The 23,688-nt window shown below is 42.9% G+C and carries 24 protein-coding genes; 9 read left to right on the plus strand and 15 right to left on the minus strand.

Annotated elements, in window-relative coordinates; genetic code table 11:
* Positions 1–19 precede the first annotated feature (19 nt).
* From AC5WJX_RS05535 to AC5WJX_RS05555, 5 genes are all read right to left on the minus strand, one after another.
* A complete protein-coding gene (locus tag AC5WJX_RS05535; protein WP_494483697.1) occupies positions 20–934 on the minus strand; it encodes an MBL fold metallo-hydrolase in 915 nt (304 codons plus the stop codon).
* 5 nt (positions 935–939) lie between these two features.
* On the minus strand, positions 940–1,932 hold the full coding sequence (locus tag AC5WJX_RS05540) for a carboxymuconolactone decarboxylase family protein (RefSeq protein ID WP_494483698.1): 993 nt from the start codon (positions 1,930–1,932) through the stop codon (positions 940–942).
* Positions 1,933–2,008: 76 nt separating this feature from the next.
* Complete coding sequence (locus AC5WJX_RS05545) at positions 2,009–2,515, minus strand: (R)-mandelonitrile lyase (protein WP_494483699.1); 507 nt, start codon at positions 2,513–2,515, stop codon at positions 2,009–2,011.
* 26 nt (positions 2,516–2,541) lie between these two features.
* Positions 2,542–3,735, minus strand: coding sequence for an aldo/keto reductase (locus AC5WJX_RS05550; RefSeq protein WP_494483700.1), 1,194 nt, complete (start codon positions 3,733–3,735; stop codon positions 2,542–2,544).
* Between the two features lie 433 nt (positions 3,736–4,168).
* Positions 4,169–5,068 (minus strand): helix-turn-helix domain-containing protein, encoded by a 900-nt coding sequence (locus AC5WJX_RS05555; RefSeq protein ID WP_494483701.1) that lies wholly within the window; start codon positions 5,066–5,068, stop codon positions 4,169–4,171.
* Between the two features lie 196 nt (positions 5,069–5,264).
* Between AC5WJX_RS05555 and AC5WJX_RS05560 the strand changes: the two genes are divergently transcribed.
* The 8 genes from AC5WJX_RS05560 to AC5WJX_RS05595 all read left to right on the plus strand — a co-directional run bounded on the left by AC5WJX_RS05560 (position 5,265) and on the right by AC5WJX_RS05595 (position 11,840).
* On the plus strand, positions 5,265–5,612 hold the full coding sequence (locus AC5WJX_RS05560; RefSeq protein WP_494483702.1) for an MBL fold metallo-hydrolase: 348 nt from the start codon (positions 5,265–5,267) through the stop codon (positions 5,610–5,612).
* A gap of 105 nt (positions 5,613–5,717) precedes the next feature.
* Positions 5,718–6,170 (plus strand): hypothetical protein, encoded by a 453-nt coding sequence (locus AC5WJX_RS05565; RefSeq protein ID WP_494483703.1) that lies wholly within the window; start codon positions 5,718–5,720, stop codon positions 6,168–6,170.
* A gap of 44 nt (positions 6,171–6,214) precedes the next feature.
* A complete protein-coding gene (paoA, locus tag AC5WJX_RS05570) occupies positions 6,215–6,859 on the plus strand; it encodes an aldehyde dehydrogenase iron-sulfur subunit PaoA (RefSeq protein WP_494483704.1) in 645 nt (214 codons plus the stop codon).
* 60 nt (positions 6,860–6,919) lie between these two features.
* The gene (locus tag AC5WJX_RS05575) at positions 6,920–7,870 is read left to right on the plus strand and encodes an FAD binding domain-containing protein (RefSeq protein WP_494483705.1); all 951 of its coding nucleotides are present in this window, start codon (positions 6,920–6,922) and stop codon (positions 7,868–7,870) included.
* 1 nt (position 7,871) lies between these two features.
* Complete coding sequence (paoC, locus tag AC5WJX_RS05580) at positions 7,872–10,082, plus strand: aldehyde oxidoreductase molybdenum-binding subunit PaoC (protein ID WP_494483706.1); 2,211 nt, start codon at positions 7,872–7,874, stop codon at positions 10,080–10,082.
* Between the two features lie 38 nt (positions 10,083–10,120).
* Positions 10,121–10,585 (plus strand): (R)-mandelonitrile lyase, encoded by a 465-nt coding sequence (locus AC5WJX_RS05585; protein ID WP_494483707.1) that lies wholly within the window; start codon positions 10,121–10,123, stop codon positions 10,583–10,585.
* Positions 10,586–10,606: 21 nt separating this feature from the next.
* Positions 10,607–10,738, plus strand: coding sequence for a hypothetical protein (locus AC5WJX_RS05590; protein WP_494483708.1), 132 nt, complete (start codon positions 10,607–10,609; stop codon positions 10,736–10,738).
* Positions 10,719–11,840: an aldo/keto reductase gene (locus AC5WJX_RS05595; protein ID WP_494483709.1), complete on the plus strand. Its 1,122-nt coding sequence runs from the start codon at positions 10,719–10,721 to the stop codon at positions 11,838–11,840. The genes AC5WJX_RS05590 and AC5WJX_RS05595 overlap by 20 nt, the downstream gene beginning before the upstream one ends.
* A gap of 384 nt (positions 11,841–12,224) precedes the next feature.
* Here AC5WJX_RS05595 and AC5WJX_RS05600 read toward each other — a convergent pair whose 3' ends face one another.
* The 7 genes from AC5WJX_RS05600 to AC5WJX_RS05630 form a co-directional block, all read right to left on the minus strand.
* Complete coding sequence (locus tag AC5WJX_RS05600) at positions 12,225–13,190, minus strand: hypothetical protein (RefSeq protein ID WP_494483710.1); 966 nt, start codon at positions 13,188–13,190, stop codon at positions 12,225–12,227.
* A 276-nt stretch (positions 13,191–13,466) separates the two neighbouring features.
* A complete protein-coding gene (locus tag AC5WJX_RS05605; protein ID WP_494483711.1) occupies positions 13,467–14,165 on the minus strand; it encodes a toll/interleukin-1 receptor domain-containing protein in 699 nt (232 codons plus the stop codon).
* 262 nt (positions 14,166–14,427) lie between these two features.
* On the minus strand, positions 14,428–15,723 hold the full coding sequence (bioA, locus tag AC5WJX_RS05610) for an adenosylmethionine--8-amino-7-oxononanoate transaminase (RefSeq protein ID WP_494483712.1): 1,296 nt from the start codon (positions 15,721–15,723) through the stop codon (positions 14,428–14,430).
* A gap of 1 nt (position 15,724) precedes the next feature.
* Positions 15,725–16,705 carry a biotin synthase BioB gene (gene bioB / locus AC5WJX_RS05615; protein ID WP_494483713.1) on the minus strand — a complete coding sequence of 327 codons (981 nt, stop codon included), beginning with the start codon at positions 16,703–16,705 and terminating at the stop codon, positions 15,725–15,727.
* Positions 16,706–16,724: 19 nt separating this feature from the next.
* On the minus strand, positions 16,725–17,345 hold the full coding sequence (gene bioD, locus AC5WJX_RS05620) for a dethiobiotin synthase (RefSeq protein WP_494483714.1): 621 nt from the start codon (positions 17,343–17,345) through the stop codon (positions 16,725–16,727).
* Complete coding sequence (locus tag AC5WJX_RS05625; protein ID WP_494483715.1) at positions 17,338–18,465, minus strand: aminotransferase class I/II-fold pyridoxal phosphate-dependent enzyme; 1,128 nt, start codon at positions 18,463–18,465, stop codon at positions 17,338–17,340. Before AC5WJX_RS05625 ends, bioD begins: the two co-directional genes overlap by 8 nt.
* A complete protein-coding gene (locus AC5WJX_RS05630; RefSeq protein ID WP_494483716.1) occupies positions 18,466–19,074 on the minus strand; it encodes a hypothetical protein in 609 nt (202 codons plus the stop codon).
* A gap of 62 nt (positions 19,075–19,136) precedes the next feature.
* On the opposite strand from AC5WJX_RS05630, the gene AC5WJX_RS05635 reads away from it, so the two are divergent.
* Complete coding sequence (locus AC5WJX_RS05635; RefSeq protein ID WP_494483717.1) at positions 19,137–20,615, plus strand: aminotransferase-like domain-containing protein; 1,479 nt, start codon at positions 19,137–19,139, stop codon at positions 20,613–20,615.
* Between the two features lie 159 nt (positions 20,616–20,774).
* Here AC5WJX_RS05635 and AC5WJX_RS05640 read toward each other — a convergent pair whose 3' ends face one another.
* Genes AC5WJX_RS05640 through AC5WJX_RS05650 form a run of 3 tightly spaced genes read right to left on the minus strand, consistent with a single transcriptional unit; the run spans position 20,775 to position 23,538 of the window.
* Positions 20,775–21,257 (minus strand): nuclear transport factor 2 family protein, encoded by a 483-nt coding sequence (locus AC5WJX_RS05640; protein WP_494483718.1) that lies wholly within the window; start codon positions 21,255–21,257, stop codon positions 20,775–20,777.
* 55 nt (positions 21,258–21,312) lie between these two features.
* Positions 21,313–22,107, minus strand: a complete 795-nt coding sequence (locus AC5WJX_RS05645; RefSeq protein WP_494483719.1) for an SDR family oxidoreductase — start codon at positions 22,105–22,107, stop codon at positions 21,313–21,315.
* Positions 22,108–22,161: 54 nt separating this feature from the next.
* Positions 22,162–23,538 (minus strand): MFS transporter, encoded by a 1,377-nt coding sequence (locus tag AC5WJX_RS05650; protein WP_494483720.1) that lies wholly within the window; start codon positions 23,536–23,538, stop codon positions 22,162–22,164.
* Positions 23,539–23,688 lie beyond the last annotated feature (150 nt).

A 23,688-nucleotide genomic window follows, 5' to 3' on the forward strand; every position in this document is an offset into this window, starting at 1 on the left:
TTACTTTTTTGTCAGGATACTACTTAACTTTTTTAAGGGGCTTTAAATGGTATGCTTCGCCAGGCGCCAATACAATGACACGTTCAGGATTCACTATAAGCTTTTTTAATACCGCCGGGTCTGCATTGAACGGCGTAAAATCCGGAGCATACACCGATCCCCAATGATTCAGCAGTAGCGGTGTATTCGGATATGCATTGGCAATTTTCACGGCACCTGCCAATGTGAAATGCCATTCACTGTCCGAAAAGTCAAATAAAATGGCATCTGGTGTTGGGAATTGCAGATGCTCTGGCATTAACCTGGAGTCTCCTGGTGCCCAAATGGTTCCATCGGGTGTTTCAATCCAAAACCCACAGGCATCTTCATTTTTGAACCAACGTGTACTCGTTCCGGGATAAGCATTTTGGTAGGCATGATCAGCTGGGGTTAGTTTTATTCGTACAGACCCCACATTGAACTTATCGCCTATGTTATGTCCAAACGAAGGAAAGCCTTCATTTTTCATAAGCGAATCGACATAAACCGTCGAATGAAAGCTACGGGTGACCGGTTTCAGGTTGCGATTGGTAGAAAGGCTGAAGTGATCGTTATCCGCATGTGTGATCAATACAGCATCTAGCTGGGGAACATCCTTTGATGCAATGGGAAAGTCAATCATTAAGGGCATATCAAAATCATCCAATAATGGATCAATCATAAAGGTTGTGCCCCTGCTATTGACGAAAAACCCCGCCATCCCTAACCATCGTAAAGTTGTTTTATCTGAAGGCAGAAATGCTTTGGCATTAAAGGGCTGCGTTTTTGGTGCCTTAGCCTGGTATTTTTTATGTGTGCTTTTTGTTTTCGTTGTATCAGAACCTGATTGCGCCTGTACTCCGGTGGCAATCAACAAAAGAAACGATGAGATGATTGCAAAATGTTTTGTTGTCATGATTTCTAATTTAATTTTTTAAAAATTTCCATCATTGTTGCTGTATCAAGGCTGTTCATATCTACCAATTTTAATGATTTTATCATGTGAAGTGTATTTGTCTTATAATGAAGAAAATGGGGCGTCTTTAAATGCGACTGATAAGAAGCTTTATTGGCGTAAATTTCGATAATCCTTATCTGCGTTGGGTTTTTCTGCTCGTACATTGGGAAAATAGCTATCACCCCAGGCTCTAATTTAACAGAGGCAGAGGCTTCATCTTTTAGAATCGTGTTGTATGCTTCCAAGTGTTCTGGCAGGATTTCAATTTCAGAAATACGTACCAACATATCTGGTTCGATAAGTGGAACCGTGGGTTGCGAAAGTAACTCCCGCAAGGTATTTGATTGCGTCCTGTTGATATACTGCTCTATTAAACTGGTGATTTGCACCATTTGCGCATCAGTAATTCCAGTATTTTTGCCCATACTGATATGTGCCTTCAACTGCGGTTCTACTCCCGGTATTGCAGCCAATGCTGAAATAGTTGCCAATTCCCGTTGCTGGAACGTTAGTACATCACTATCAAAAATATCAGCGAACAAATGTTCTTTTAAAAATGCATCCATACGTGGCACGAACGCTCCAAAACCGGGCGCAGGTTTTGTCTGTGGCATTTTAGTCAAAATTTCCAAAACTTTTCTGCCCTGTTCGTATTTATCGGTTGTGTTGGCACCTAAAACAATTTTCTTTCCTTGTTGATCTTGAATGCCTTTGGATTTTCTTTCCTCCAGAACATTCATAAAAATTCCTATTGCATTAAGGCTCCTAGGAAAACCACTGTAAGCGTATAGCTGTGTTAAGACTTCCTTTATTTCATTGATGGTAAGTCCGGCATTCAAGCCTGTATTTAGCTGAATTTTCAAATTTCCCAAATCGCCCGCTGCCGTAAGTGCAGATATAGCTACAATGCTTTGTTGCTGTGCGTTCAAAGCTTCGGCTTTAGTTTGTGCATTCATTGTATTTACGTTTAGGATTAAACCCAAAAGAAGTATCCACTGCCAAAAGGACTTGAAGTGTACCATAATTGATTGTTTAATTTTTATTGACCTCATTATAGTCTGCATCTGTTACTGGTTGCAGCCATGTTACATTTTCTTCGCCCTTGTAATTGGTAATGGCAATGTGTACCAATTTACTGTCGGCTGCTGCTCCGTGCCAATGCTCCACGCTTTCAGGGATATTTACAACATCTCCCTTCTCTATGACCTGTGCAGGTTTTCCCTTTTCCTGATACCAGCCTTTACCCTCGGTAACAATCAAAACCTGCCCTTTGGGATGGGTATGCCAAATTGTTCTGGCACCTGGTTCAAAGCTTACGCTGCCTAATGCGAAATTATTGCTTTTGTCTTTTGCCAATAATGGTTGTAAAAAAGCTTCACCGCTAAACCATTCTTTGGGTACGCGGTTACCTTTTGGGAAAAGCGAAATGTTATTTTCTTCTTGCATGGCTTCTGTTTTTTTATCGTTATTACAAGCTAATGTTGTTAATGGGATACCTATAAACAACATCATCAATTTCAGATTTTTTGAAATATTCATTGAAAGGCTCTATGAGCCTTGTTCGGTTATTTTTCTACCTGTTTTTGTTCTGAAGCTGGATAACGGTCGCCAATGATAGGAATGTTTGCCACTGCTGTTTCAAGCTCTTTCCAATCTTGTCCGGTAAATGTCAAATCCAAAGTTCTTAGGTTCTCTTCCAAATGCGATAGCTTAGTCGTTCCCGGAATAGGAACAATAAAAGGGGCTTTTTGAAGTAACCATCCTAATGCTACCTGCGCAATGGTAATGCCTCTTGTCCGTCCGAATTTGTTTAACTCTTCCACAATTTTAAGGTTAGACCTTATGGCTTCGGGCGTAAACCGGGGCAAAATACTACGGTTGTCATTACCGGAATTAAAGCTCGTGTATTCATTGATGGATCCTGTAAGGAAGCCACGGTTCAGCGGGCTGTATGGTACAAAACCGATACCCAATTCTTCACATACGGGCAATACCTCTTTTTCTACTTCACGCCACATCAAATGGTATTCGCTCTGTATGGCTGTAACAGGCTGTACCGCATGTGCCTTGCGGATGGTATCTGCCCCGACCTCGCAAAGACCAAAATGCCTAACCTTTCCCTCGGCAATAAGGTCTTTCACCGTCCCCGCTACGTCTTCAATGGGTACATTGGGGTCTAAACGGTGCTGGTACAGCAATTCTATCACATCGATATTCAGGCGTTTTAACGATGCTTCCACCATTTCACGAATGCGTCCGGGCTTACTGTTGGGCCCAGCGGGTATCTCATTCTTTTTATTTCCTGCATAGTTGAAGCCGAATTTTGTCGTAATGGCAATTTTTCCCTTAAACTGGGCAAGTGCCTTACCTGCTAATTCTTCGTTGAAGAATGGGCCGTAGGTCTCTGCCGTGTCAAAAAGAGTAACACCACGCTCCACCACCTGATGAATCAGTTTTATCATAGCTTTTTCATTGGGGTGTGCGCCACGGTGGTAATTCATTCCCATTAAGCCGAATCCCAATGCTGAAACTTCCATTGAGGCACTGCCTTTCCCTAAAGTACGGCGCCCAGTAATAATAGGCATCATATTTTCGTTTTGACTTACGTTTGAAGATGCTGTTTTATGCTCTGTACAGCTTGATACCAATACAGTAGGTACGCAGGCTGCCGCTCCGAAAAGGGCGGCACCTTTTAAGAAATCCCGGCGTTTGGACGGGTTGCTGTTCTCGCTATTTTGATGTTCTGTTTTGCTACTCATATTTTTATTTTTTTATGTTGAATGCCGTTGTTTTTTGGCAGTACCATATCCAATACCTTTTGCCGCTCCTGTAATAAGAACAGGATCACTTTCTTGTATGTTTTAGCCCTGCCGCTACCCTCAGGAAGCGGATGTTTATAGATTCAGATGAGCCAATCCCATATACAGCAGCCGTATCCCATAGGTTAAGTTCTGCTTGCATTTGCTGAGTCAAATACCGGCTTTAGACTTTCTGCAGAAAGTTGGTTCCAAAAACCTGGTCTCCACCTGCTGCACCAGTTCCCCATGACCAGGTACCTAGTGCAATTAATGGTAAATTCTGCATTTCATTTCTAGGACCAGCTCATCCCCATGCAACCCAGGCCAAGAGCTGATACTTCCAAACCACTGTTGCCTAACGTTCTTTTTTTATGTTAATGTCTTTGAAATACGTCTAATTCATTATCCTGTAATCATGAGGAGACTGCCCAACCCTTTGTTTAAATAACCTGGTAAAGTGTTGTGGGTATTTAAATCCCATATCGTATGCAATCTCACTTATTGATTTATTAGGGTCAAACATCCGCTCTTTGGCAACATCAATGACCTTTCCCTGCAAATAATCCTGTGCCGATTGCCCGGTCTCTTTTTTGATAAGGTCTCCGAAATACTTGGCCGATAGATTAAGTGCATCTGCGCAATACCCTACTGAAGGCAAGCCGATTTGTCCAGGCTTATCAGATTTAAAATAGTTATCTAACAGCTCTTCGAACCGGGTCAGGATATCCTTATTAAGGTGTTCTCTTGTAATAAACTGCCTGTCGTAAAAGCGTTCGCAGTAATTGAGCAATAGTTCAATTGTGCTGACAATAAGTTTGCGGCTGTGTTTATCAATAGGGTGTTGCAGTTCATAGCTAATCTTGCCAAAGCATTCCAGTAACAGTTCTTTTTCACGGGCAGATACATGCAGGGACTCTTTAACATCATATGAAAAGTAATGGTAATCTTTGATCATTTTTCCAAGCATAGTCCCTCTGATCAGGTCCGGATGAAAAGCAAGCGCCCAGCCATTGGGCTGTATGTCCGTGCCATCCTCTTCTTCAAAACCTGCCACTTGTCCAGGTGATATAAAAATGAGCGAATCGTCTTGATAGTCATAGTGGTTACGTCCATAGCGAAGGTCAGCACATTTTTCATCCTTTAAGAAAATAACATAAAGTTCAGACATGAACTTTGTTACCCTGATGGGATGCGATTTCGACTGGTCCAGCACCGTGATGAGCGGATGCAATGTTTGTTGGCCTCTTTCAGAATTGAATTGAGAAACACTTTCGAGTCTTTTACTTAGTTCCACAGCTTAATTTATTTATGTCTATCCAAAATTACGACAAGATTTTCTGCTCCAATGCTACTTGCCTCAGAATCAGGAATAATGGTAAGTATAACAGGAATCTGTATAAGTATCCGGCCATAAATTAGATGAAATTTGTACCATCAACCTGAGTAAATATGGAAAATCAAAACCCACACTCCTTGCCTTCTTCTTTCTGGTGTGTTCTTTATCTGCAAGTGCACAAAACACGCCGGATGCAACACAGCAAAAAAAGAAAAAGTTTCAGGCTGTAGCGCCAATGACTATTGCTCTTGGGAAAGAGGCACTTGGTGCAGCTAAAATTACCACTGTCCGGTGGCTGGGCATGGCCAGGGTTTCAGTAAATAGCAGAGGAACAACATTTATGATTGATCCTTTACTTGAAGGTTATGATATGCCTTTATTAATGAAGTTTCCAATTTTGCCAAAAGATGTTCCTCACTTAGACGCTATTATGGCCACACATAGTGATAACGATCACTATAGTGTTGAAACGTTTAAAGATTTGTCAGCAGTTACAACTTAAAAAACTGGTGGTAAATCCGGAAAGAATTAAGGTTTTAGCCCCCGGAGCACCCTTTGAGCTAAAAAAAAAGTAGTCAAACATTAATTCCTTGTAACAACTGCAATTATGAAAATAAAACATGCCATCATCGCCTTTATTTTAATGTTGACAAGCCTTCATGTTAATACAGTCGTTGCGCAATCGGGAACTAAAAATATAAGCGCGGCTGAAGCCAAGAAAAATCAGAAAGCAGATGACGAATTTTTAAGGGCCCTGCAAACAGGTGATGTCAGTAATCTGCAAAAGGTGGTTGCTGTTAATTTTATGAATCATGGCGCCGGAAATAAGGTTGGTCCTGATAGTTTGAAGTCAAGCATGAGGTCGTTTTATAGCTCATTTAAGCCAGGCAAGGTTGAAGTTATTAGTCGTACAACCGATGGAGAATACTTTGGCAACTGGGTTCGTTTTATTAGTTCAAACCCAGCAGCAGTAATTGAAGGCATTGAAATGACCAAATATTCCAATGGTAAAGCCCTGGAGCACTGGTTTTTTCCAAACAATCAAAAACCTGCGGATTAAAAAGAAACTTGAACGCATACCAAACCGGACTAAATATTTTATATATGAAAGACTCGAAACAATTCAATATTACGCGTCGCGAAATGATCCTGGGAACGGCAGCTGCTGTTACGGTTACCTTAACTTCAGGCACAATAGATCAGGTAGGGGATCTTGGTGCGCCGGCTGAACCGAAATTAGTTAACCATGGTGTTAATTTAAGTGTAAACGGAAAAAAACATGAGTTAATGTTAGATACCCGGACAACGCTTCTTGATACATTACGGGAGCACTTAAACCTGACGGGAACAAAAAAAGGCTGTGATCATGGGCAGTGCGGTGCTTGTACGGTACTTGTGAATGGACGCAGAATTAATTCCTGCCTTTCCTTAGCGCTACAGCATGAAGGTGATTCGATCACAACAATCGAGGGATTAGGGACACCGAAAGATTTACATCCTATGCAGGCAGCATTTATTAAACACGACGGATACCAGTGCGGTTACTGTACACCTGGGCAGATTTGTTCGGCAGTAGGGGTGTTAAATGAGATCAAGTCCGGAATCCCAAGCCATGTCAGCCAAGATCTTACCAGCCAGCCTGAAATGAGCAACATGGAATTCCGTGAAAGAATGAGCGGGAACATTTGCCGGTGCGGGGCGTATTCCAACATTGCCGAAGCATTCGCAGAAGTAGCTGCTAAATCTTAAATCATTTATTTGCCCAAACAGAATTAATCATGTGCGTGAGCGCATATTAAAGAAAACAGCATGAAAGCATTTACCTACGAACGAGCTCATTCACCCGCTGAGGCGGCAGCTGCCGCAATGCGAGTGCCTGGCTCCAAATTTATTGCCGGAGGAACCAATTTACTCGATCTCATGAAACTGCAGATCGAAACACCAGTTCACCTGATCGATATAGGTAAGCTGGGACTAAATATAATAGAACCTACATCCCAGGGAGGTTTACGGATTGGTGCGCTGGTGAGTAATACAGATCTGGCAGCAGATCTGGGTGTAAGGAGGGACTATGGTTTACTTTCCCGCGCTCTGGTGGCCGGAGCATCAGGGCAACTCCGGAATAAGGCTACTACAGCAGGCAACCTCTTACAGCGTACCCGTTGCCCTTATTTTTATGATACTAACCAGCCATGCAATAAGCGGGTTCCCGGAAGCGGGTGTGCTGCTATTGGTGGCTATAGTCGTCAGCTGGCTGTCATAGGATCCAGCGAACATTGTATTGCAACCTACCCAGGTGATATGGCGGTTGCAATGATGGCCCTGGACGCGCAGATAGAAACAGTCAATGCAAAAGGGAAAGCACGTCGCATCCCGATTGCTGACTTTTATCGTTTGCCTGGAGATACCCCCCACATCGACACTAATCTGGCTAAAAACGAACTCATCACAGCAGTTACCCTTCCAGCGCCAATTGGTGGTGTACATATTTATCATAAGGTTCGCGACCGCGCATCTTATGCCTTCGCCCTGGTATCAGTGGGGTTAATTTTGCAAAAGGATGGTACAGGACGGGTAGCAATTGGCGGCGTTGCAGCAAAGCCTTGGCGCAATGTTGAGGCAGAAAGGTTGCTTCCGGCCGGCGCAAAGGTCGTAACAGCCAGACTCATGGCTGGCGCAAAGCCAACAAAAGAAAATGAATTTAAACTTGCACTAGTAGAACGGACGCTGGAAAGCGTTTTGAAAGAAGGGAAAGGCTAATATGAAATTTGATAAACCAGCAGGTGCTAATCCCACCGATAAACAAAAAGTTATTGGCAGGCCGGCCGATCGTATAGAAGGCCCCTTGAAGACAACCGGTACGGCTAAATATGCCTACGAGTTTAATGAAGAGGCGCCTAACTATGCATACGGCTACGTCGTTGGTGCAGCGATCAGCAAAGGGCGTATAGAAGCGATCCATCAATTAAAGGCCAGAAATGCACCGGGTGTACTGGCTATTGTAACAGCTGCTAATGCCGGCCCATTGCAACCCGGTAAATTTTATGCGGATAGATTGCTTGCAGGACCAAACGTTGACCATTATCACCAGGTGGTCGCTGTGGTTGTGGCTGAGACTTTTGAACAGGCCAGGGCAGCTGCAAGTTTGTTGCAGGTTGACTATGTCAAAGAAAAGGGGTCATTTGATCTTGAGGCCGAAAAAGATTCAGCAGTAACGCCTAAGCCAGGACAATTTGGTGGTCCGCCCCAAACAATGGTGGGAGACTTTGATGGCGCATTTGCAGCTGCCCCGCTGAAGTTAGATGAAAGTTACACCGTACCTGATCAATCGCATGCGATGATGGAACCCCATGCTGCAATCGCCAGATGGGAAGGAGATAAATTAACCTGCTGGTGCTCTATTCAGCAATTGAACTGGGGCGTGAGGGACCTCGCTAATATTTTAGGGATTCCAAACGAAAATATTCGGCTAATTTCTCATTACATCGGTGGAGGCTTTGGCGGAAAGGGGACGGTATTATCAGATATCGTAGCGGCCTCCCTCAGTGCGCGTGCCGCTGGTAGGCCGGTAAAAGTGACCTTGCCAAGGCCGCTCATTTTTAACAATACCACACACCGCCCTAAAACTATTCAGCGCATCCGGATAGGGGCAAATGCAGATGGGACAATCACGGCCATAGGTCACGAAAGCTGGTCAGGCAATATTCGTGGCGGACGCACCGAAGCTGCTACCGCTTCTACGCGCATACTATATGCCGGCGCTAACCGCATGACACATCTAAGGCTGGCAGTACTTGACCTTGCTGAGGGGAATGCCATGAGAGCCCCTGGTGAGGCACCAGGCATGATGGCACTGGAAATTGCCATGGATGAAATGGCTGAAAAATTAAATATAGACCCGGTAGAATTCCGGATCAAAAATGATACTCAGTTTGATCCGGAAAAACCTGAACGTCCGTTTTCAACCCGCCTGCTCGTTCAGTGTTTAAAAACAGGTGCTGAACGTTTTGACTGGAAACGCCGCAAGGCCGCTCCGGGAGAGGTGAGTGATGGTCAATGGTTGATCGGTATGGGCGTAGCCTCAGCTGTGCGAGGAGCTCCGATAACTAAATCGGCGGCGCGCGTCAGGCTTGATCGGAATGGTATAGTAACCGTAGAAACCGATATGACTGATATCGGAACAGGGAGCTATACAATCATTGGACAGACAGCAGCGGAAATGATGGGCGTTGGCCTTGCTCAGGTAGTCGTGAAATTGGGCGATTCTAGTTTTCCGGAATCTTCAGGCTCAGGAGGTCAATGGGGCGCAGCATCTTCTACTTCCGGCGTTTATGCGGCCTGCGTAAAATTGCGGGAGCGTGTTGCCCTGGCATTTGGCTTTAACGTTTTAGAGGCCGAGTTCTCAGATGGTCGCGTTCGTTCGGGGAATCAAAGTTTTCCGCTAGGTGATGCAGCCAAAACAGCGGAGCTGGTTGGCGAGGATGAAATGACCTATGGTGAACTTTCAAAACAATATGCACAGGACACCTTCGGTGCGCATTTTGTTGAAGTAGCTGTACATGCCTATACCGGCGAAATTCGGGTACGCAGAATGCTCGCAGTTGCCCATGCCGGACGGATCTTAAATCCTAAAGCTGCACGAAGTCAGATGATTGGTGCGATGACCATGGGTGTTGGGGCGGCCTTGATGGAAGAACTGGTCGTGGATAAAAAAATAGGCTTTTTTGTGAACCACGACCTTGCCGGATACGAAGTGCCAGTGCATGCAGACATTCCCCATCAGGAAGTGATTCTTATGGAAGATGTAGATCCAACGATGTCACCAATGAAAGCCAAAGGCATTGGAGAACTTGGCCTGGTAGGTGTCGCTGCTGCAGTTGCCAATGCAGTATATAATGCAACCGGCGTTCGGGTTCGCGACTATCCCATTACTTTAGATAAGTATCTCTCGAAAATGAAAACTCCTGTTTAGAAGGAAATTTGAAGTAAAAATATCTAAAAAAATACACTATGAAACGATTTATGATTCTGACACTCGCATCTATTTTGATGATGCAGATCAGCGTTTATGCACAGAAGACAGATGGGGGGCCATTTCCAAAAGGCAAAAAGGTTACAGCCACTTTTACCGGAACGGTTTGGGTACATCCACTAGTCGCTAAGGACAGCACCTTTAACCTGGTTGCCGGGAGCGTAACCTTTGAGCCAGGAGCACGAAGCTTCTGGCACACCCATCAGGCGGGACAAATTTTACTCATTACCGATGGAGTAGGTTACACCCAGGAAAAAGGGAAACCAATACGGGTCATTCGTAAGGGTGAAGTAATTACCTGCCTACCTAATATTGAACATTGGCATGGCGCTTCATCCGATAGTTCCATGACCCATATTTCCCTGAACCCAAATGCAGATCAAGGGGTGGTCACCTGGTTACAGCCGGTAACCGATGCGCAGTACAACGGACCGAAACAATAAGAACACATAACCCATCATCAAATGGAAAACAATCAAGAATTAAATGATAAACAGCAAAATCTGGCAGCTATTTCATCGCTTACTTGCAAAAACGAATTGACAAATAATAATTGTTTAACTAAAAGAGAAGAAGATGGAATATTTGAATATTAACCGACGCAAATTTTTAACTACTGGCGCCCTGGCAACAGCAGCAGCTGCCTCAGGATTGGGCTATACTTCTGGTACTGGTAAAGATGATTTGAAAACACAATCAGACAATGCCCAACCACTTGCTGCAGATAAACGCAAACTTGGTAAACTCGAGGTTTCCGCCATTGGGCTTGGTTGCATGAGCATGGCCAGTAACAGCTACAATCCTCCTAGAGAAGTGGCCCCCATGGTTAAAGTTATCCGCGGTGCGGTAGATAGGGGAGTGACTTTTTTCGACGCAGCAGAGGTCTATGGCCCTTACCGAACTGAAGAGATTGTAGGTGAAGCTTTAAAACCGCTTCGAAACAAAGTAGTAATTGCCAGTAAGTTTGGGTTCAAATTTGAAAATGGCAAGAACGTTGGCCGGGACTCACGCCCTGAAAGTATTCGTAAGGCAGTTGAAGGTATGCTAAAACGTTTACAGACCGACCGCATTGATTTGCTTTACCTGCATCGTGTTGATCCCCAGGTGCCGATCGAAGACGTAGCTGACACTGTGGCTGATCTTATTAAAGAAGGAAAGGCACTGCACTTCGGCCTTTCTGAAGCCTCTCACGGAAATATACGCAGGGCGCACAAAGTTTATCCGGTAGCTGCTCTACAGAACGAATACTCACTTGTACAAAGAGTACACGAGAATAAGACACTTGACCTGTGTCAGGAACTGGGCATCGGCTTTGTGCCCTGGTGCCCGGTAGTAAGGGGATTCATGGCAGACAAATTCGATGAATACAGCCGTTTTGCGCCGGAATCGCGCTTTCCTGCTATTGAATACTTTTCACCAGAAGCTTTAAAAAACAACATGGCTTTACTTAACCTAGTTCGCAACTGGTCTGAGCAAAAAGGAATTACCCCGGCGCAGTTCTCTCTAGCCTGGCTCCTGGCGCAAAAACCATGGATTGTTCCCATTCCCGGTACAACAAAGTTGCATCATCTTGAGGAAGATCTTGGAGCGCTGAAAGTGAAATTTACTGATGCAGAACTAAGAGACTTTCGTTCTGAAATGGAAAAAATTCAACTAATGGGTGTAAGAAAACCTGAGTCGTCATCACTGGATGTTTAGTTTCCAAAAGAGAAGCTCGGCTAAGTAAAGATTAAATTACACTTAGCATAGACCATGATGTATATTGTTTTGGGAGCGTTAATTTAAATAGTCGGAGAAGGTGGCGACCCAGTCACTAGCCCCACTATTTATCAGCTTAATCAAGCAGACCTTGGATAAGGCAACATAACAATAACTATAAGCAACCATGATCATCTGAATAGTGACAAGAAATTCCTATCATTAAACCATCTCATTTTACATCAACAAACGGTGGTATTAGTTAGATAACCTGCATTTCTATAGCTGGCAAAAAGAGAAAGGATTGTCTCATAAATGGAAGGAAGATCAATACCAAGGTTACTTAGTTTCATTCTCTAAATTTCAGATCCCTAATTGCTAAGCTTAGCTGAACTGTTTAAGGTGATGTTGAAGCATCTTGTTATAACCGATTATAGAAATTTTCAAACCCAGGTCATCTGGATTGTAATAAAGCCTGAAGCTGTAAAGATACCTTTGATCTTTGTCATCATAGTTAATCAATGCATGGCTTTCGTTGAAATCCCAACCGCGTCCTGTCCAGTATTTTTTATTTTCTACTAAATCAATCTCATAGGGCATCATTTCTTCGTCTCCGTAATTGTCCGGCCCGTATAGACGGCAGAGCTTGTCGACGAGCAGTATCACTTCTTGTACCTCAAACGCGAGCGTACTCCAGTAAGTCACATTGGTATGTATTTCTTTATCAATAAATTTAGTTGAAGAGAATAGTCGGATATCTACCCTGTTGAAGTAGTTTAGCTCTACAGGAATTAGCTCGTAGTTATAGTCTATGAATTTAGTTATTCCTCTCTCTTCTGTTATAATTGCGTTCAGTTCCGTTCCTATTAAGAGGAGACGTAAATCGTGTTGCATTAATTTAATTAATGTTCCTTTATTCCTGATCACAGTGCTTTTCTTTTTTTCCGGATGGAAGGTAAAGGAAAGCCGTAGCAGTTGAAGCTGGTAATTTAGCAGTATAGTGACTTTTTGTTTTTGCCAAAGTTGCAGGATTTCATCATTAGCATTATGCCGTCGGTCGGATGGTAGCGCACTAACCTTTCCCACCTGATAATAGGTGTTTAATTTCTGATCTTGAATGAATCCTTCCCCGAGCGTATCTTTTAACTCAGAAAATATATTAAGTATGGTTGTGGCATTGTCTATGGTATCATAGAACATCCACCTAATGATGCCATCAGCCTGGTGCTTGATTACTAATGCCTTAAAATTATTGAAATACGTTGTAGAAAAGTCCATTTCGACTGCATTCACACCGTCGGCAACATCTTCAGGATTATCAAGGATTTGTTCCAGAGTAGCCCTTTGCAATTTTCCTCTGTTAAGGTTCATTATATCATATGGATCCTTTTGGTCATGAAATACCTTTTGTAAAAATGTTTCAAGGGATACTTTATTTTTTTTTTTAAAAAAACGGCTAAACATAAAGTAGATCTTTTAGGTGAGAGACAATTTCATCTATGGAATTGATGCTAGTATTAAGAGCCATTTTATCAGCAAGTGAGGGACTAAACGCGAGCACCTCATCTTTGGTCACTTTGTGCCAAATTGGTAGTATTACTTTCTGACCATTCATTTCCCGAGCTATCATACCGCTGAATTCATATTCAGTCCAGTTTTTTTTATAAAATCAGGTGAGATGACAACAATCCCATATTTAGATTTAAACAGTCCCTGGTCAATCTTTTTACGCAGGCTATCTCCAATTTTTAGTTCGAACTCGTCATACCAAACCGAAAATCCAGAAGTACGAAGTCTATCTGCTAATACACGCACAAAGGCATCTTTATCTTCGGAGGCATGTGAAATAAAGAAATCGTATTGCTTATCATCCTTTTCTACAATGGGTTCTGTGACGACAGCCGGTTGGATAAGGTAATGCTGATTGAAAACCATATTCATTTCGCTTTTTTGCCTTTGGTAATCCTGTTGAAGATTTTTATGAAAGTTGATCTGGTCTTTCTGCTGCTTTTTAAATGCGGTCTCTTCCGCCTTCCTTACTTCCTGTTTTTTTCTTCCAAGTTCAGTAGTCTTGGCCGCAATCTGCTTTTGATAGTCTGCTATTTTTGTTTTGCAGTTAAAGATGTTATTCTGGTAGCCTTGTATCTGACGATTCTTACTCTGCAATGTAGACAAACTTGTGCTTTTTGTGATTGAGTTTTGAATTGAAGTAATTTGTTTACTCTTGTCAAGTTCTTTTTTTGCCTCATCAGCAATCTTTTTATGGAGTGCGGCAAGTTCAGATTCTATACGGTTGACATGATTTTGATAGTAATTTACATCCATAGAGTTTATAATAGTCAGTTAAAGATCCACAAAAAATTATAAGGCGAGGAGAATAAAGTTCCACAAACAATGGCTAGTAAAAAGAAGATTAAGAATAAGTAAGAATATTTCTCACTAAAGACGGGTATGACACCTACGAATCATCTTTTTCTTTTGGCAGATGCAAGGTCAATAAACAGAAGAGAAGATTAATCTAGCTCACGGGATATTTTCACAGGATCAATGATTGCTTGTTGTATTTAAGTGTTCATGCGGAACTTACCTATACTGCGCATAAACCCTCGGCATCTTTAATTTGATTTAGCGCCTTCAAAATCACGGTATAAGTGTATTCAAGATCCTCATCGGTCATGCAATAGGGGGGGAGTATGTAAATAACATTGCCCAAAGGTCTTAGCAAGATACCATGTTCCAAAAAAAAAGGATAAAGCCGGTCTCTGAAACTATTAAAATAAGAGGTCCCGGCATTGCTTTTCCATTCAATGGCCAGGATGGTACCTGTCTGCCTTACTTCCTTTACTTGAGGGTGCGCCTGCAGCTTCTTTGAGAACTCAAGGTGCTTTTTGCAAATTCTACTGATATGGTTCTGAGTTTCCTGAGAGCTTAACAGATCTAGGCTGGCGATCGCAGCAGTGCAAGCCAGGGGATTGGCAGTGAACGAATGGCCGTGGTATAAGGCTTTATGTTGGTCTTCGCTGAGGAATGCCTCATAAATTTCCCTGATGCAGGTTGTTACCCCAAGTGGCATCGTGCCGCCAGTAAGCCCTTTCGAAAAGCACATCAAGTCGGGAACTTCTGTTAAATGATCACAGGCGAAATTCTTCCCTGTACGGCCAAAGCCGGTAAAAACCTCATCCTGAATCATTAAAACACCTTCTTTACGACAATGTTGCATCAACTCATCCAGACAAGTAGCACTATGCATTAGCATCCCTCCAGAACCTTGCACCAGGGGCTCATAAATAAAGCACGCTGTATCAGCCGCAATTTGCGAGACAAGAACTTTCAATTCTGGAAGGTTTTCACTGGTTGGCGGATCAATGAATACCACATCAAACAAGAGTTGTTCGAAAGGTTTCGTCCATGCACTCCGGCCACTTACCGACATTGCTCCAAATGTATCGCCATGATATCCATTGGTAAGCGCAATTACTTTTTGCCGATCCTCCCCATTGTTATTCCAAAATTGCAGACACATTTTCAAAGCCACCTCAACGGCTGTAGATCCATTGTCGGTGTAAAAAACTTTTTGTTGATTGGGAGGTAGAATCTTCAGCAAGGTCTCGGCTAGCTGGATTGCCGGCAAATGAGTAAAACCAGCAAAGATCACCTGCTCCAGCTCAAGTAGCTGGGCGGCAACTTTCTGGGCAATATAAGGATGAGCATGACCGTGCAAGGTCACCCACCAGGATGATACCGCATCAATATAACGTTTTCCTTGTTCATCAAATAAATATGCCCCGCTTCCCTTAACAATTGGAATGGCAGGAGCGGCTGTGTGCATTTGTGTATAGGGGTGCCAGATATGCTGCTGATCCCGTTCGGCTAAAGTCTGCATATTATTCTCTCACCTCCTTTACCATCGGCTTTAATCCGAGGTTTTCAAACATCTTTTTATCCTGAGTCAAGCCGGGATTTGGTGTGACTAATAAAGTTTCACTTTCGCTGGTAAAAATAGAATTGGCACCCGCCATAAAACACCAGGCCTGCTCTTCTTCATTCATTTCTGCTCTGCCTGCACTTAACCTTACCATTGAAGCCGGCATTGTGATTCTCGCGGTAGCGATCATCCTGACCATATCCCAAACTTCAACTTTTGGAAAATCACCCAGCGGCGTTCCCTTTACCCGGGCTAGGGCATTAATAGGCACAGACTCCGGATGTTTGGACATCGTGGCTAAAGTCATGAGCATTCCCATACGGTCATCGTGACTTTCACCAAGTCCCAGGATCCCACCGGAACAAACGCTGATTCCAGCCTTTCTTACATTATTAATCGTATTTAGCCTATCGCCGAAAGTTCTTGTACTGATAATCTCTCCGTAATAGCCTTCGGAGGAATCCAGATTATGGTTATAGGCGTATAAACCGGCCTGCTGTAAACGCTCCGCCTGATGTTCAGTTATCATGCCCAGGGTACAACATACCTCAAGCCCCAATTCATTTACACCCTCTACCATTTCAAGGATACGATCAAAATCTTTGTTATCACGTACTTCGCGCCAAGCTGCAGCCATACAAAACCGCGATGAACCTGCTTCCTTAGCTCGTTTTGCACAGGATATCACTTCTTCTGCAGACATTAATGCCTTAACTTTAATGTCTGTATGGTAACGTGCTGCTTGGCCACAATAAGAGCAATCTTCGGTGCACCCGCCGGTTTTTATCGACAATAAAGTGCAAACCTGAACTTGAGAAGGCTGATGCCATTGGCGATGTATTGTAGCTGCCTGGTAAACCAAGTCTAACAAGGGTTGGTTATAAATGGCCTTGATTTGATCCATGGTCCAGTCTGTTCTAATAGTCTTTTCGAAATTCATCCGTATTTTTTTAACGTTATTATCTTGTTGGTGACAGTAAAGTAGGGCAGCGTTGTATGCTGTGTTTATTGAGTGTTTTAAATTCGGGAAGCTTTGCGAAAGCTGTTTCTGCAGGAAAATAGCTATGCAAAATATCTTCTGTTGCAACCTCCATTTCTCCGTTGATTACAACAGCCCGCAATGGAATATTGCGGGTGGACAAGGCTTCCATAGAAAGCAATGCATGGTTAATGCAGCCCAGGTAGTTCCGAATTACCAGAATGGCAGCAGCCTGGAAGTGCTGGATCAGCTCTATCATTCTGAACTGATCAGATAGCGGCACCATCAATCCGCCGGCACCTTCAATAACCAAATGCTTTTCTGTAAGGGGTAAATTAAAATCTGTCAGTTTAATCTTCACATTCTCAAACTGCGCTGCCTTGTGTGGTGAGGCAGCCATTTGAAAACGATAAGTTTCGGGATGAAAAACAGTATGCTGATGAGAAACCAAACTGGATACTGTATCGCGATCACTGCAGTGGAGGTCACCGGCCTGTACCGGTTTCCAGTAGTCTGCCTTCAATTGTTGGGTGAGTACTGCTGAAACGAGTGTCTTACCAACGCTGGTGCCAATTCCTGTGACAAATAGGGGTTTATTCATGTGTATTAATGGCTTTAAGCAATGTAAAACATAGTTTTTCAATGTCCTGGTCGGTATTGAAAACATGCAGGCAAATCCTTAGTCTTTCCTTTCCCTTAGGAACTGTAGGACTAAATATTGGATAGACGGCTAATCCTTCTTCCGCTAAGTCCCTGCTTAGGGCTCTAACTTTCTCCTTACCTGGTAAAATAATGACCTGAATAGGACTTTGAAGAGGGGTATTTGCTGAGGTTGGGTACATGCATTGCTGAAATAGAAGAGTTTTTCGACGCAATTCTTGTTTCAAATGTTCGTTTTCTTCTAAAAACCGGAAAGAAGTTTGGAGCTGCAGCAGGTTTGAAAATGGCAGGGCTGTGCTGTAAATAAAAGGCCTTGCAAAGTTGACGAGGTAACTCCGTAGCAATTGGCTGCCCAAAACTGCAGCACCATGAGCACCCAAAGCTTTTCCAAAAGTAATGACCACAGCGAAGACATCGAGGGTTAAACCGGAAAGATGTACCAGACCCTTTCCAAACACCCCAAATGCATGTGCTTCATCTACAATTAACAGCGCACCGTAGGTTTTGCAAAGTGCCGCAATCTCTATTAAGGGCGCCAGATCGCCATCCATCGAATAGACACTCTCTACTGCAACATAACAGTTGCCCCTAGCTTTTTTAATTTTCTCTTCCAGACTTTGCAGGTTATTGTGCTTAAACTTTACACGATTAGCAAAACTCAACCTGGAACCGTCTATTACAGAACTATGAATGAGTTCGTCGATAATAATCGTATCTCCTTTTTGAGGCAAACAAGAGAAGAGCGCAAGGTTTGCTGTGTAGCCGCTATTAAATAGCAACGAGGCCTCCACTTTGTGATCAGCGGCCAGTCCTGCTTCCAGGCTTTCAGCGAACCGACTATTTCCAGTCAACAGCCTAGAACCAGTTGCCCCTAGAGGCATCCCCTGATAAGTTTGCAGCGCCTCAAAAACCTTGATTTTTAAAGACTCAGAACGGGAAAAACCCAAGTAGTCATTGGAACAAAAATCCGTCAAAGATTGCTGTAATGGTAATTTCCGGAGCAAACCTTGCGCAGCACGATTTTGCAATCGTTCATTTATAAATAAGGTGGACGCATTCATCTAAGTTATTGCTTTTTGCATTGCAGCAATCCAGTTCGTGAAAAGTCTTTGTTCTATATCTATGATCACGGCAGCATGACTTTGCCAGTTGGAAGAGAAATTTTCCAGCTGAAAGATCATTTCCTCAAGGTGACCGGCTTCTTCAAGGATGATAGACTTTACAGTAACCTTGTGCTGAATATGACTTAGCTCCCGCTGGTATAACGGATAAAGCTCGTCAGCTCTCAATTCAATTGCATATGTCACAAATAAATAAGCAGCAAAACGCAGTTTCGTTCCCGTGAGGCCTATTTCTTTTTTTAGATACCTGCTTGTTAAAACATCGAGCATATTCAAATAAGAACAACTTTCTGCAGGAGCAATCAGTGCTTCCCTGGCATAAGTTGCGCAGATACCCGGCGCAATTTTTCCCAACTGTTTTTTTAAATAGTATGCATGGCGATGTTCCTCTGCAGCATGCTTCAAAATCATCAGGCTCACCGTTTCAGCGTGCTCGCTTGCAGAAATTTTCCTTGCACCCGAGTTCTCCATAAAAGAAAGGGTATTTAAAAACTTTGCGTGATTGTTGTCATTACTAATAATTAGCGATAATAGCTGTTGTAAGGGCATTATGGGTTTTTTGTTCAAACTTAGTATCTTGTCGGACCATCAAAAGAGCCAGTTTTTAGTTTATGAGTAGTCCGGTCAAAATTCCATTCAAGAGCTTAATTAAAATTGATAAAGATTTAGACAAGGCCGTATATCTTCAATTGGCTTACCAGTTGATCAATGCGATTCAGCGCGGCGTAGTTGTTGCTGGCATCCAGCTACCCGGCAGCAGGCAATTGGCAACGATGCTCGGCTTACATCGAAAAACAATCATTGCGGCTTATGATGAATTGGACGCACAGGGCTGGATTGAGGTGAGACCAAACAAGGGAACCTTCGTTTGTACTAAATTCCAGGTGATTCCAACTGACGCTTCAAAGCACCACCAGGAATTTCTGGCAAGTTACCCTTCCCGCACGGGCTACGAGTTTAAGAAAAGTATTTTACTGGATCTTAGTGTGGTTAAAACAAACGCTAAACTGGAATTTACAGACGGACTGCCAGATGTGCGACTGGCCCCTTTAGCAGATCTATCAAGGGTATATGGCACTAACCTCAAACGCAAAAGCAATTTAAAACACCTTGGTTTTACACCCAATGAGGGCAGTGAATATTTCAAAGAAATGTTGACCACCTATCTGAACAATACAAGGGGATTAAACATATCTAAAAGCAATGTCATGGTGACTAGGGGTGTAGATATGGGTATTTATTTGGCCGCCGAACTGCTGTTGCAAAGAGAGGATCTTGTGTTGGTAGCGGATTTAAGTTATTATGTAGCCAATATGATTTTTCAAAAAGTGGGCGCAAAGATCATTTCTGTTCCCATTGATGAGCAGGGAATTATTGTGGACGCCGTTAGGGAACTGTGCAAAACTCAACACATCAGAATGTTATACCTCACCCCTCATCAGCATTATCCTACAACCGTTACTTTAAGCGCAGAGAGGCGTGTGGAGCTGTTAACTCTTTCGGCAACATATGGTTTTATCATTCTGGAGGATGATTACGATTATGATTTTCAATTTACCAACAGTCCGGTTTTACCGCTAGCAAGCGCAGATACCCATGGGATGGTGATTTATATTGGCTCTTTCGCCAAGTCGATGGCTCCCGGTTTTCGTTCCGGTTACCTGGTGGCACCGGAAAACCTTATTAAGGAGCTGGGTAAATTAAGGGGTTTAATAGACCGGCAGGGAGATGTTTTAATGGAGCAGGCGTTAGCAGAATTGTTGGAAGAAGGTGAAATCCAGCGGCATCTGAAAAAAACGTTAAAGGTTTATATGGAACGCAGAAATGCTTTTTGCGGACTATTGCAAACACATTTGAGTGATGTTGTTTCCTTTGATGTACCTGCTGGTGGTTTGGCAGTGTGGACAATATGGAAGGCGGACCTTAACCTGATGCGAATTAGTAACAATTGTATGCGTAATCATCTTTATTTACCACAAACCCTGCTTTACCAAAGAAGGGGTCTGGCGGCTATGAGACTTGGTTTTGGAAATCAGACCGTAGAGGAGTTGGAACGGTCGGTAAAAATTCTGGCAGCCGCAGTAAGTTAATCGTTAATCCTAACTAAAAAGAGAAATGCTACAATTGAACAAACCCCTGGTTTGGTCGCGGGATCCAAGCTATACTTTATAGCAAAATTTGCCAGCGATTTATCGCTGGCAAAACCAACTCCTTTTATTTGCCCGGTAACCAGGGCTGTATTTATTTGCTCAATTCTGAAGGTTTTTTGAACTCTGTCCGTCTGGCCTTGCATGGTGAGTATAATCGCCTAAAAGGCTCATGACCAAATTACGCTCTTTGAACCACCATATGCCATCAACCCGGGCAAAGGTGTCTTCATACCGGCCGATAATGATCGGCTGAAGCGGAAATTCCCTTTCAAGATCCTGCTGGAATATCGTCATATAAGAAGATGCCGTTGCACTCTGGTCATCAGCATCAATTTTCAAAACTGTGTTTGTAGTTAAATGTGCCGTTTGAGGTGTCCCATTCGGGTATACCTGTAAATTTTCAGTCAGGTGCTGTTCAATATGCGCTGTGCCATCTGCGACTAACCCATCAGATATAATTTTTCCATACTTAAATAACCCGGCTACCCCGGCGAAGTTAGCTGCGTCTAAATAGTGGGTGTACTGTGCGATAAGATTTTCAATTTCTCTTTCGCTGCTGATTTTATAACTTGATTGTTCCATGGCAAAACTTATTTTTAATTGTTATGATCATTTTAATTTATTATGTTCTTGATATTTACACTACTGGTATCGTACCGCCGTCAACTACATAGTTGACGCCTGTGATGTAAGCAGCAGCAGGTGAAACCAGGAAGCCAACAAGTTCAGCAATGTCTTCCGGTTCGGCCATTTTGCCCATTGGGATGCCACCTATCTTATCCATCATGACTTGTGTAGCTTCATCAACTGTCTTACCTAAAGCACTAGCAAAATCACCTAAAAAGGCTTGCATTGCACCTGTTTTAACTGGTCCTGGAGAAACGGTCAACACACGTACGCCTTTGCTGGCAAGTTCATTGGATAAGCCTTTACTATAATTATCTAATGCGGCTTTGGCTGCACCGTATGGCATATTCGCCTCCCAAAGTGGTAACTGGCTGTTGATAGAAGAAATGTGAATAATTACACCTTCTTTAGCTTCCAGCATTTTTGGTAATAATGCCCTGTCCAAATTAATTGGTGCCATCAGATTTAATTGTAACTCATTGTTCCAGTGTTCGTGTGTTAATGTACCAAACCCGCCACCCGGGCTGCTTGTACCACCAAGGTTGTTTATTACAATATCAACTTTTCCAAATTTTTTGCTGATTTCATTAGCTATTTTATCGGTTTCACCTACTTTAGCGAGGTCTGCCGCAATAAAATGATAGGATTCATTTGCATCAGCTGGCTGACTTCTGGCCGTTACAATAATAGTGGCACCTGCATCTGCGAGTCTGTCTGCAATGGCTTTTCCAATGCCTTTAGTACCGCCTGTTACTAATGCGATTTTTCCGTCTAATCTTGTGTTTGTTTTTTGTGAGTTTGACATTTGTTTTTATTTTTAAATTGTTAATTGGATAAATCTCTATTATGAATGATGTAATTATTTGTTGGTTTTAGGCTTGTGTGGTACATAAATGATAGTAATGATTGCTGCTAATACTGATATGCCTGCTGCAGCTAAGAATGCACTACTTAGCCCGGAAGAAAAGTCATGAGGTTTTAAATTGGCCGTATATATAGAAACAATAGCTGCAATGCCAATAGCACCACCAATCTGCTGGCTGATTTGTAAAACGCCAGACGCGATACCTGCGTCGTGATCTTCAACTCCTTTCAGAACTATGATACTACCTGGTGTGAAAACCAGGGCAACACCTACGCTATGTAGTATCAATGGGAAAAGAACATCTCCCCAATAAGTGCTGTTCGCATTAAGCCTTGAGAAACCAATTACACTTGCTGCTACAAGAATACAGCCTACCACCATTAGGTTGCGAACACCAAATCTGATTACCATGCGTGGCACAAATTGGGTAACCGAAAAGACTGTGATGGTCAGTGGCATATAAGCAAATCCTGCCAAAAGTGGATTTAAGCCTAATACTTGTTGGAAATATTGCAGGATAAGAAATAGTGATGCAAAATGCATTCCTACAACTGCTGCCATAACAATCAGTCCACCCTGTCTTGGTTTAGGACGAAGGATATTGAGCCTCAATAAGGGTTCTGCCACTTTTGATTCGATCCAAAAAAACAAGGTAAATAAGAGTACAGCAGCGATAAAACTCCCGATTGTAGGTAATGATACCCAGCTATTTTCGGATACGCTGATAAAGCCATAAACAAGCGCCATCGATCCGAAGATAGCAGTTAGTGCTCCGGCCAAATCTATTTCACCTTTTACTTTACTCGTTTCAGGTACTAGAAAGCCTATCGCTGCAAATATAACTACACCGACAGGAACGTTAATGAGTAATGACCATCGCCAGGATATGAATGCTGTCAAAGCACCGCCTAAGATCAGTCCGACCGATGCGCCAATGGATGATATAGCATTAAAAAGGGACAGGCCATGATTTTTTTCTTCTTCATTTCTGGCCAAAATTGTAATTAGTGCAAGTACACTGGGGGCTGCTAAAGCAGAACCAACCCCTTGAAAAACACGTGCTATAATCAATACCGAAGGTGAGGGCGCCATTCCTCCCGCTAGAGAAGCAAGAACGAAGATTGCCAATCCGATCTGAAATGCTTTGACTTGTCCGATCATGTCACCTAACCGACCTCCTAAAAGAAGCAGGCCTCCAAAAGCGAGTGCAAGAGCATTTGGGATCCAGGAAAGATCGGCTGCCGTAAAGCCCAGATCAATCTGAATATTCTTTAAAGAAACAATGACGATTAAAAAGTCCATCGCCAGCATGAGTTGTACAGTAAGTATAACGGCTAAGGCGGTTTTTCGATAGATCAAAGTTGATGGCATAGTATTATTTGTTATTCAGGATGATTGTTCCAAATTTATTGGTGGCCTCATATTCTGTATTGATTGTTTCAGATTTATTGCTGTTTCTGACCCCACTATTCTAATACTAATGAAGTCTATTATTATAAATTATTTAGATAGTTGAGAAAT

The sequence above is a fragment of the Pedobacter sp. NEAU-ZC8 genome (assembly GCF_059278965.1).

Coding starts and splice junctions, on each gene's coding strand:
- AC5WJX_RS05575 (WP_494483705.1), top strand. CDS start 6,920: ATGAAAGCATTTACCTACGAACGAGCTCATTCACCCGCTGAGGCGGCA.
- AC5WJX_RS05590 (WP_494483708.1), top strand. CDS start 10,607: ATGGAAAACAATCAAGAATTAAATGATAAACAGCAAAATCTGGCAGCT.
- AC5WJX_RS05585 (WP_494483707.1), top strand. CDS start 10,121: ATGAAACGATTTATGATTCTGACACTCGCATCTATTTTGATGATGCAG.
- bioB (WP_494483713.1), bottom strand. CDS start 16,705: ATGAATTTCGAAAAGACTATTAGAACAGACTGGACCATGGATCAAATC.
- AC5WJX_RS05535 (WP_494483697.1), bottom strand. CDS start 934: ATGACAACAAAACATTTTGCAATCATCTCATCGTTTCTTTTGTTGATT.
- AC5WJX_RS05630 (WP_494483716.1), bottom strand. CDS start 19,074: ATGCCCTTACAACAGCTATTATCGCTAATTATTAGTAATGACAACAAT.
- AC5WJX_RS05650 (WP_494483720.1), bottom strand. CDS start 23,538: ATGCCATCAACTTTGATCTATCGAAAAACCGCCTTAGCCGTTATACTT.
- AC5WJX_RS05565 (WP_494483703.1), top strand. CDS start 5,718: ATGAAAATAAAACATGCCATCATCGCCTTTATTTTAATGTTGACAAGC.
- AC5WJX_RS05635 (WP_494483717.1), top strand. CDS start 19,137: ATGAGTAGTCCGGTCAAAATTCCATTCAAGAGCTTAATTAAAATTGAT.
- AC5WJX_RS05595 (WP_494483709.1), top strand. CDS start 10,719: ATGGAATATTTGAATATTAACCGACGCAAATTTTTAACTACTGGCGCC.
- paoC (WP_494483706.1), top strand. CDS start 7,872: ATGAAATTTGATAAACCAGCAGGTGCTAATCCCACCGATAAACAAAAA.
- AC5WJX_RS05605 (WP_494483711.1), bottom strand. CDS start 14,165: ATGGATGTAAATTACTATCAAAATCATGTCAACCGTATAGAATCTGAA.
- bioA (WP_494483712.1), bottom strand. CDS start 15,723: ATGCAGACTTTAGCCGAACGGGATCAGCAGCATATCTGGCACCCCTAT.
- paoA (WP_494483704.1), top strand. CDS start 6,215: ATGAAAGACTCGAAACAATTCAATATTACGCGTCGCGAAATGATCCTG.
- AC5WJX_RS05645 (WP_494483719.1), bottom strand. CDS start 22,107: ATGTCAAACTCACAAAAAACAAACACAAGATTAGACGGAAAAATCGCA.
- AC5WJX_RS05640 (WP_494483718.1), bottom strand. CDS start 21,257: ATGGAACAATCAAGTTATAAAATCAGCAGCGAAAGAGAAATTGAAAAT.
- AC5WJX_RS05545 (WP_494483699.1), bottom strand. CDS start 2,515: ATGAATATTTCAAAAAATCTGAAATTGATGATGTTGTTTATAGGTATC.
- AC5WJX_RS05625 (WP_494483715.1), bottom strand. CDS start 18,465: ATGAATGCGTCCACCTTATTTATAAATGAACGATTGCAAAATCGTGCT.
- AC5WJX_RS05540 (WP_494483698.1), bottom strand. CDS start 1,932: ATGAATGCACAAACTAAAGCCGAAGCTTTGAACGCACAGCAACAAAGC.
- bioD (WP_494483714.1), bottom strand. CDS start 17,345: ATGAATAAACCCCTATTTGTCACAGGAATTGGCACCAGCGTTGGTAAG.
- AC5WJX_RS05550 (WP_494483700.1), bottom strand. CDS start 3,735: ATGAGTAGCAAAACAGAACATCAAAATAGCGAGAACAGCAACCCGTCC.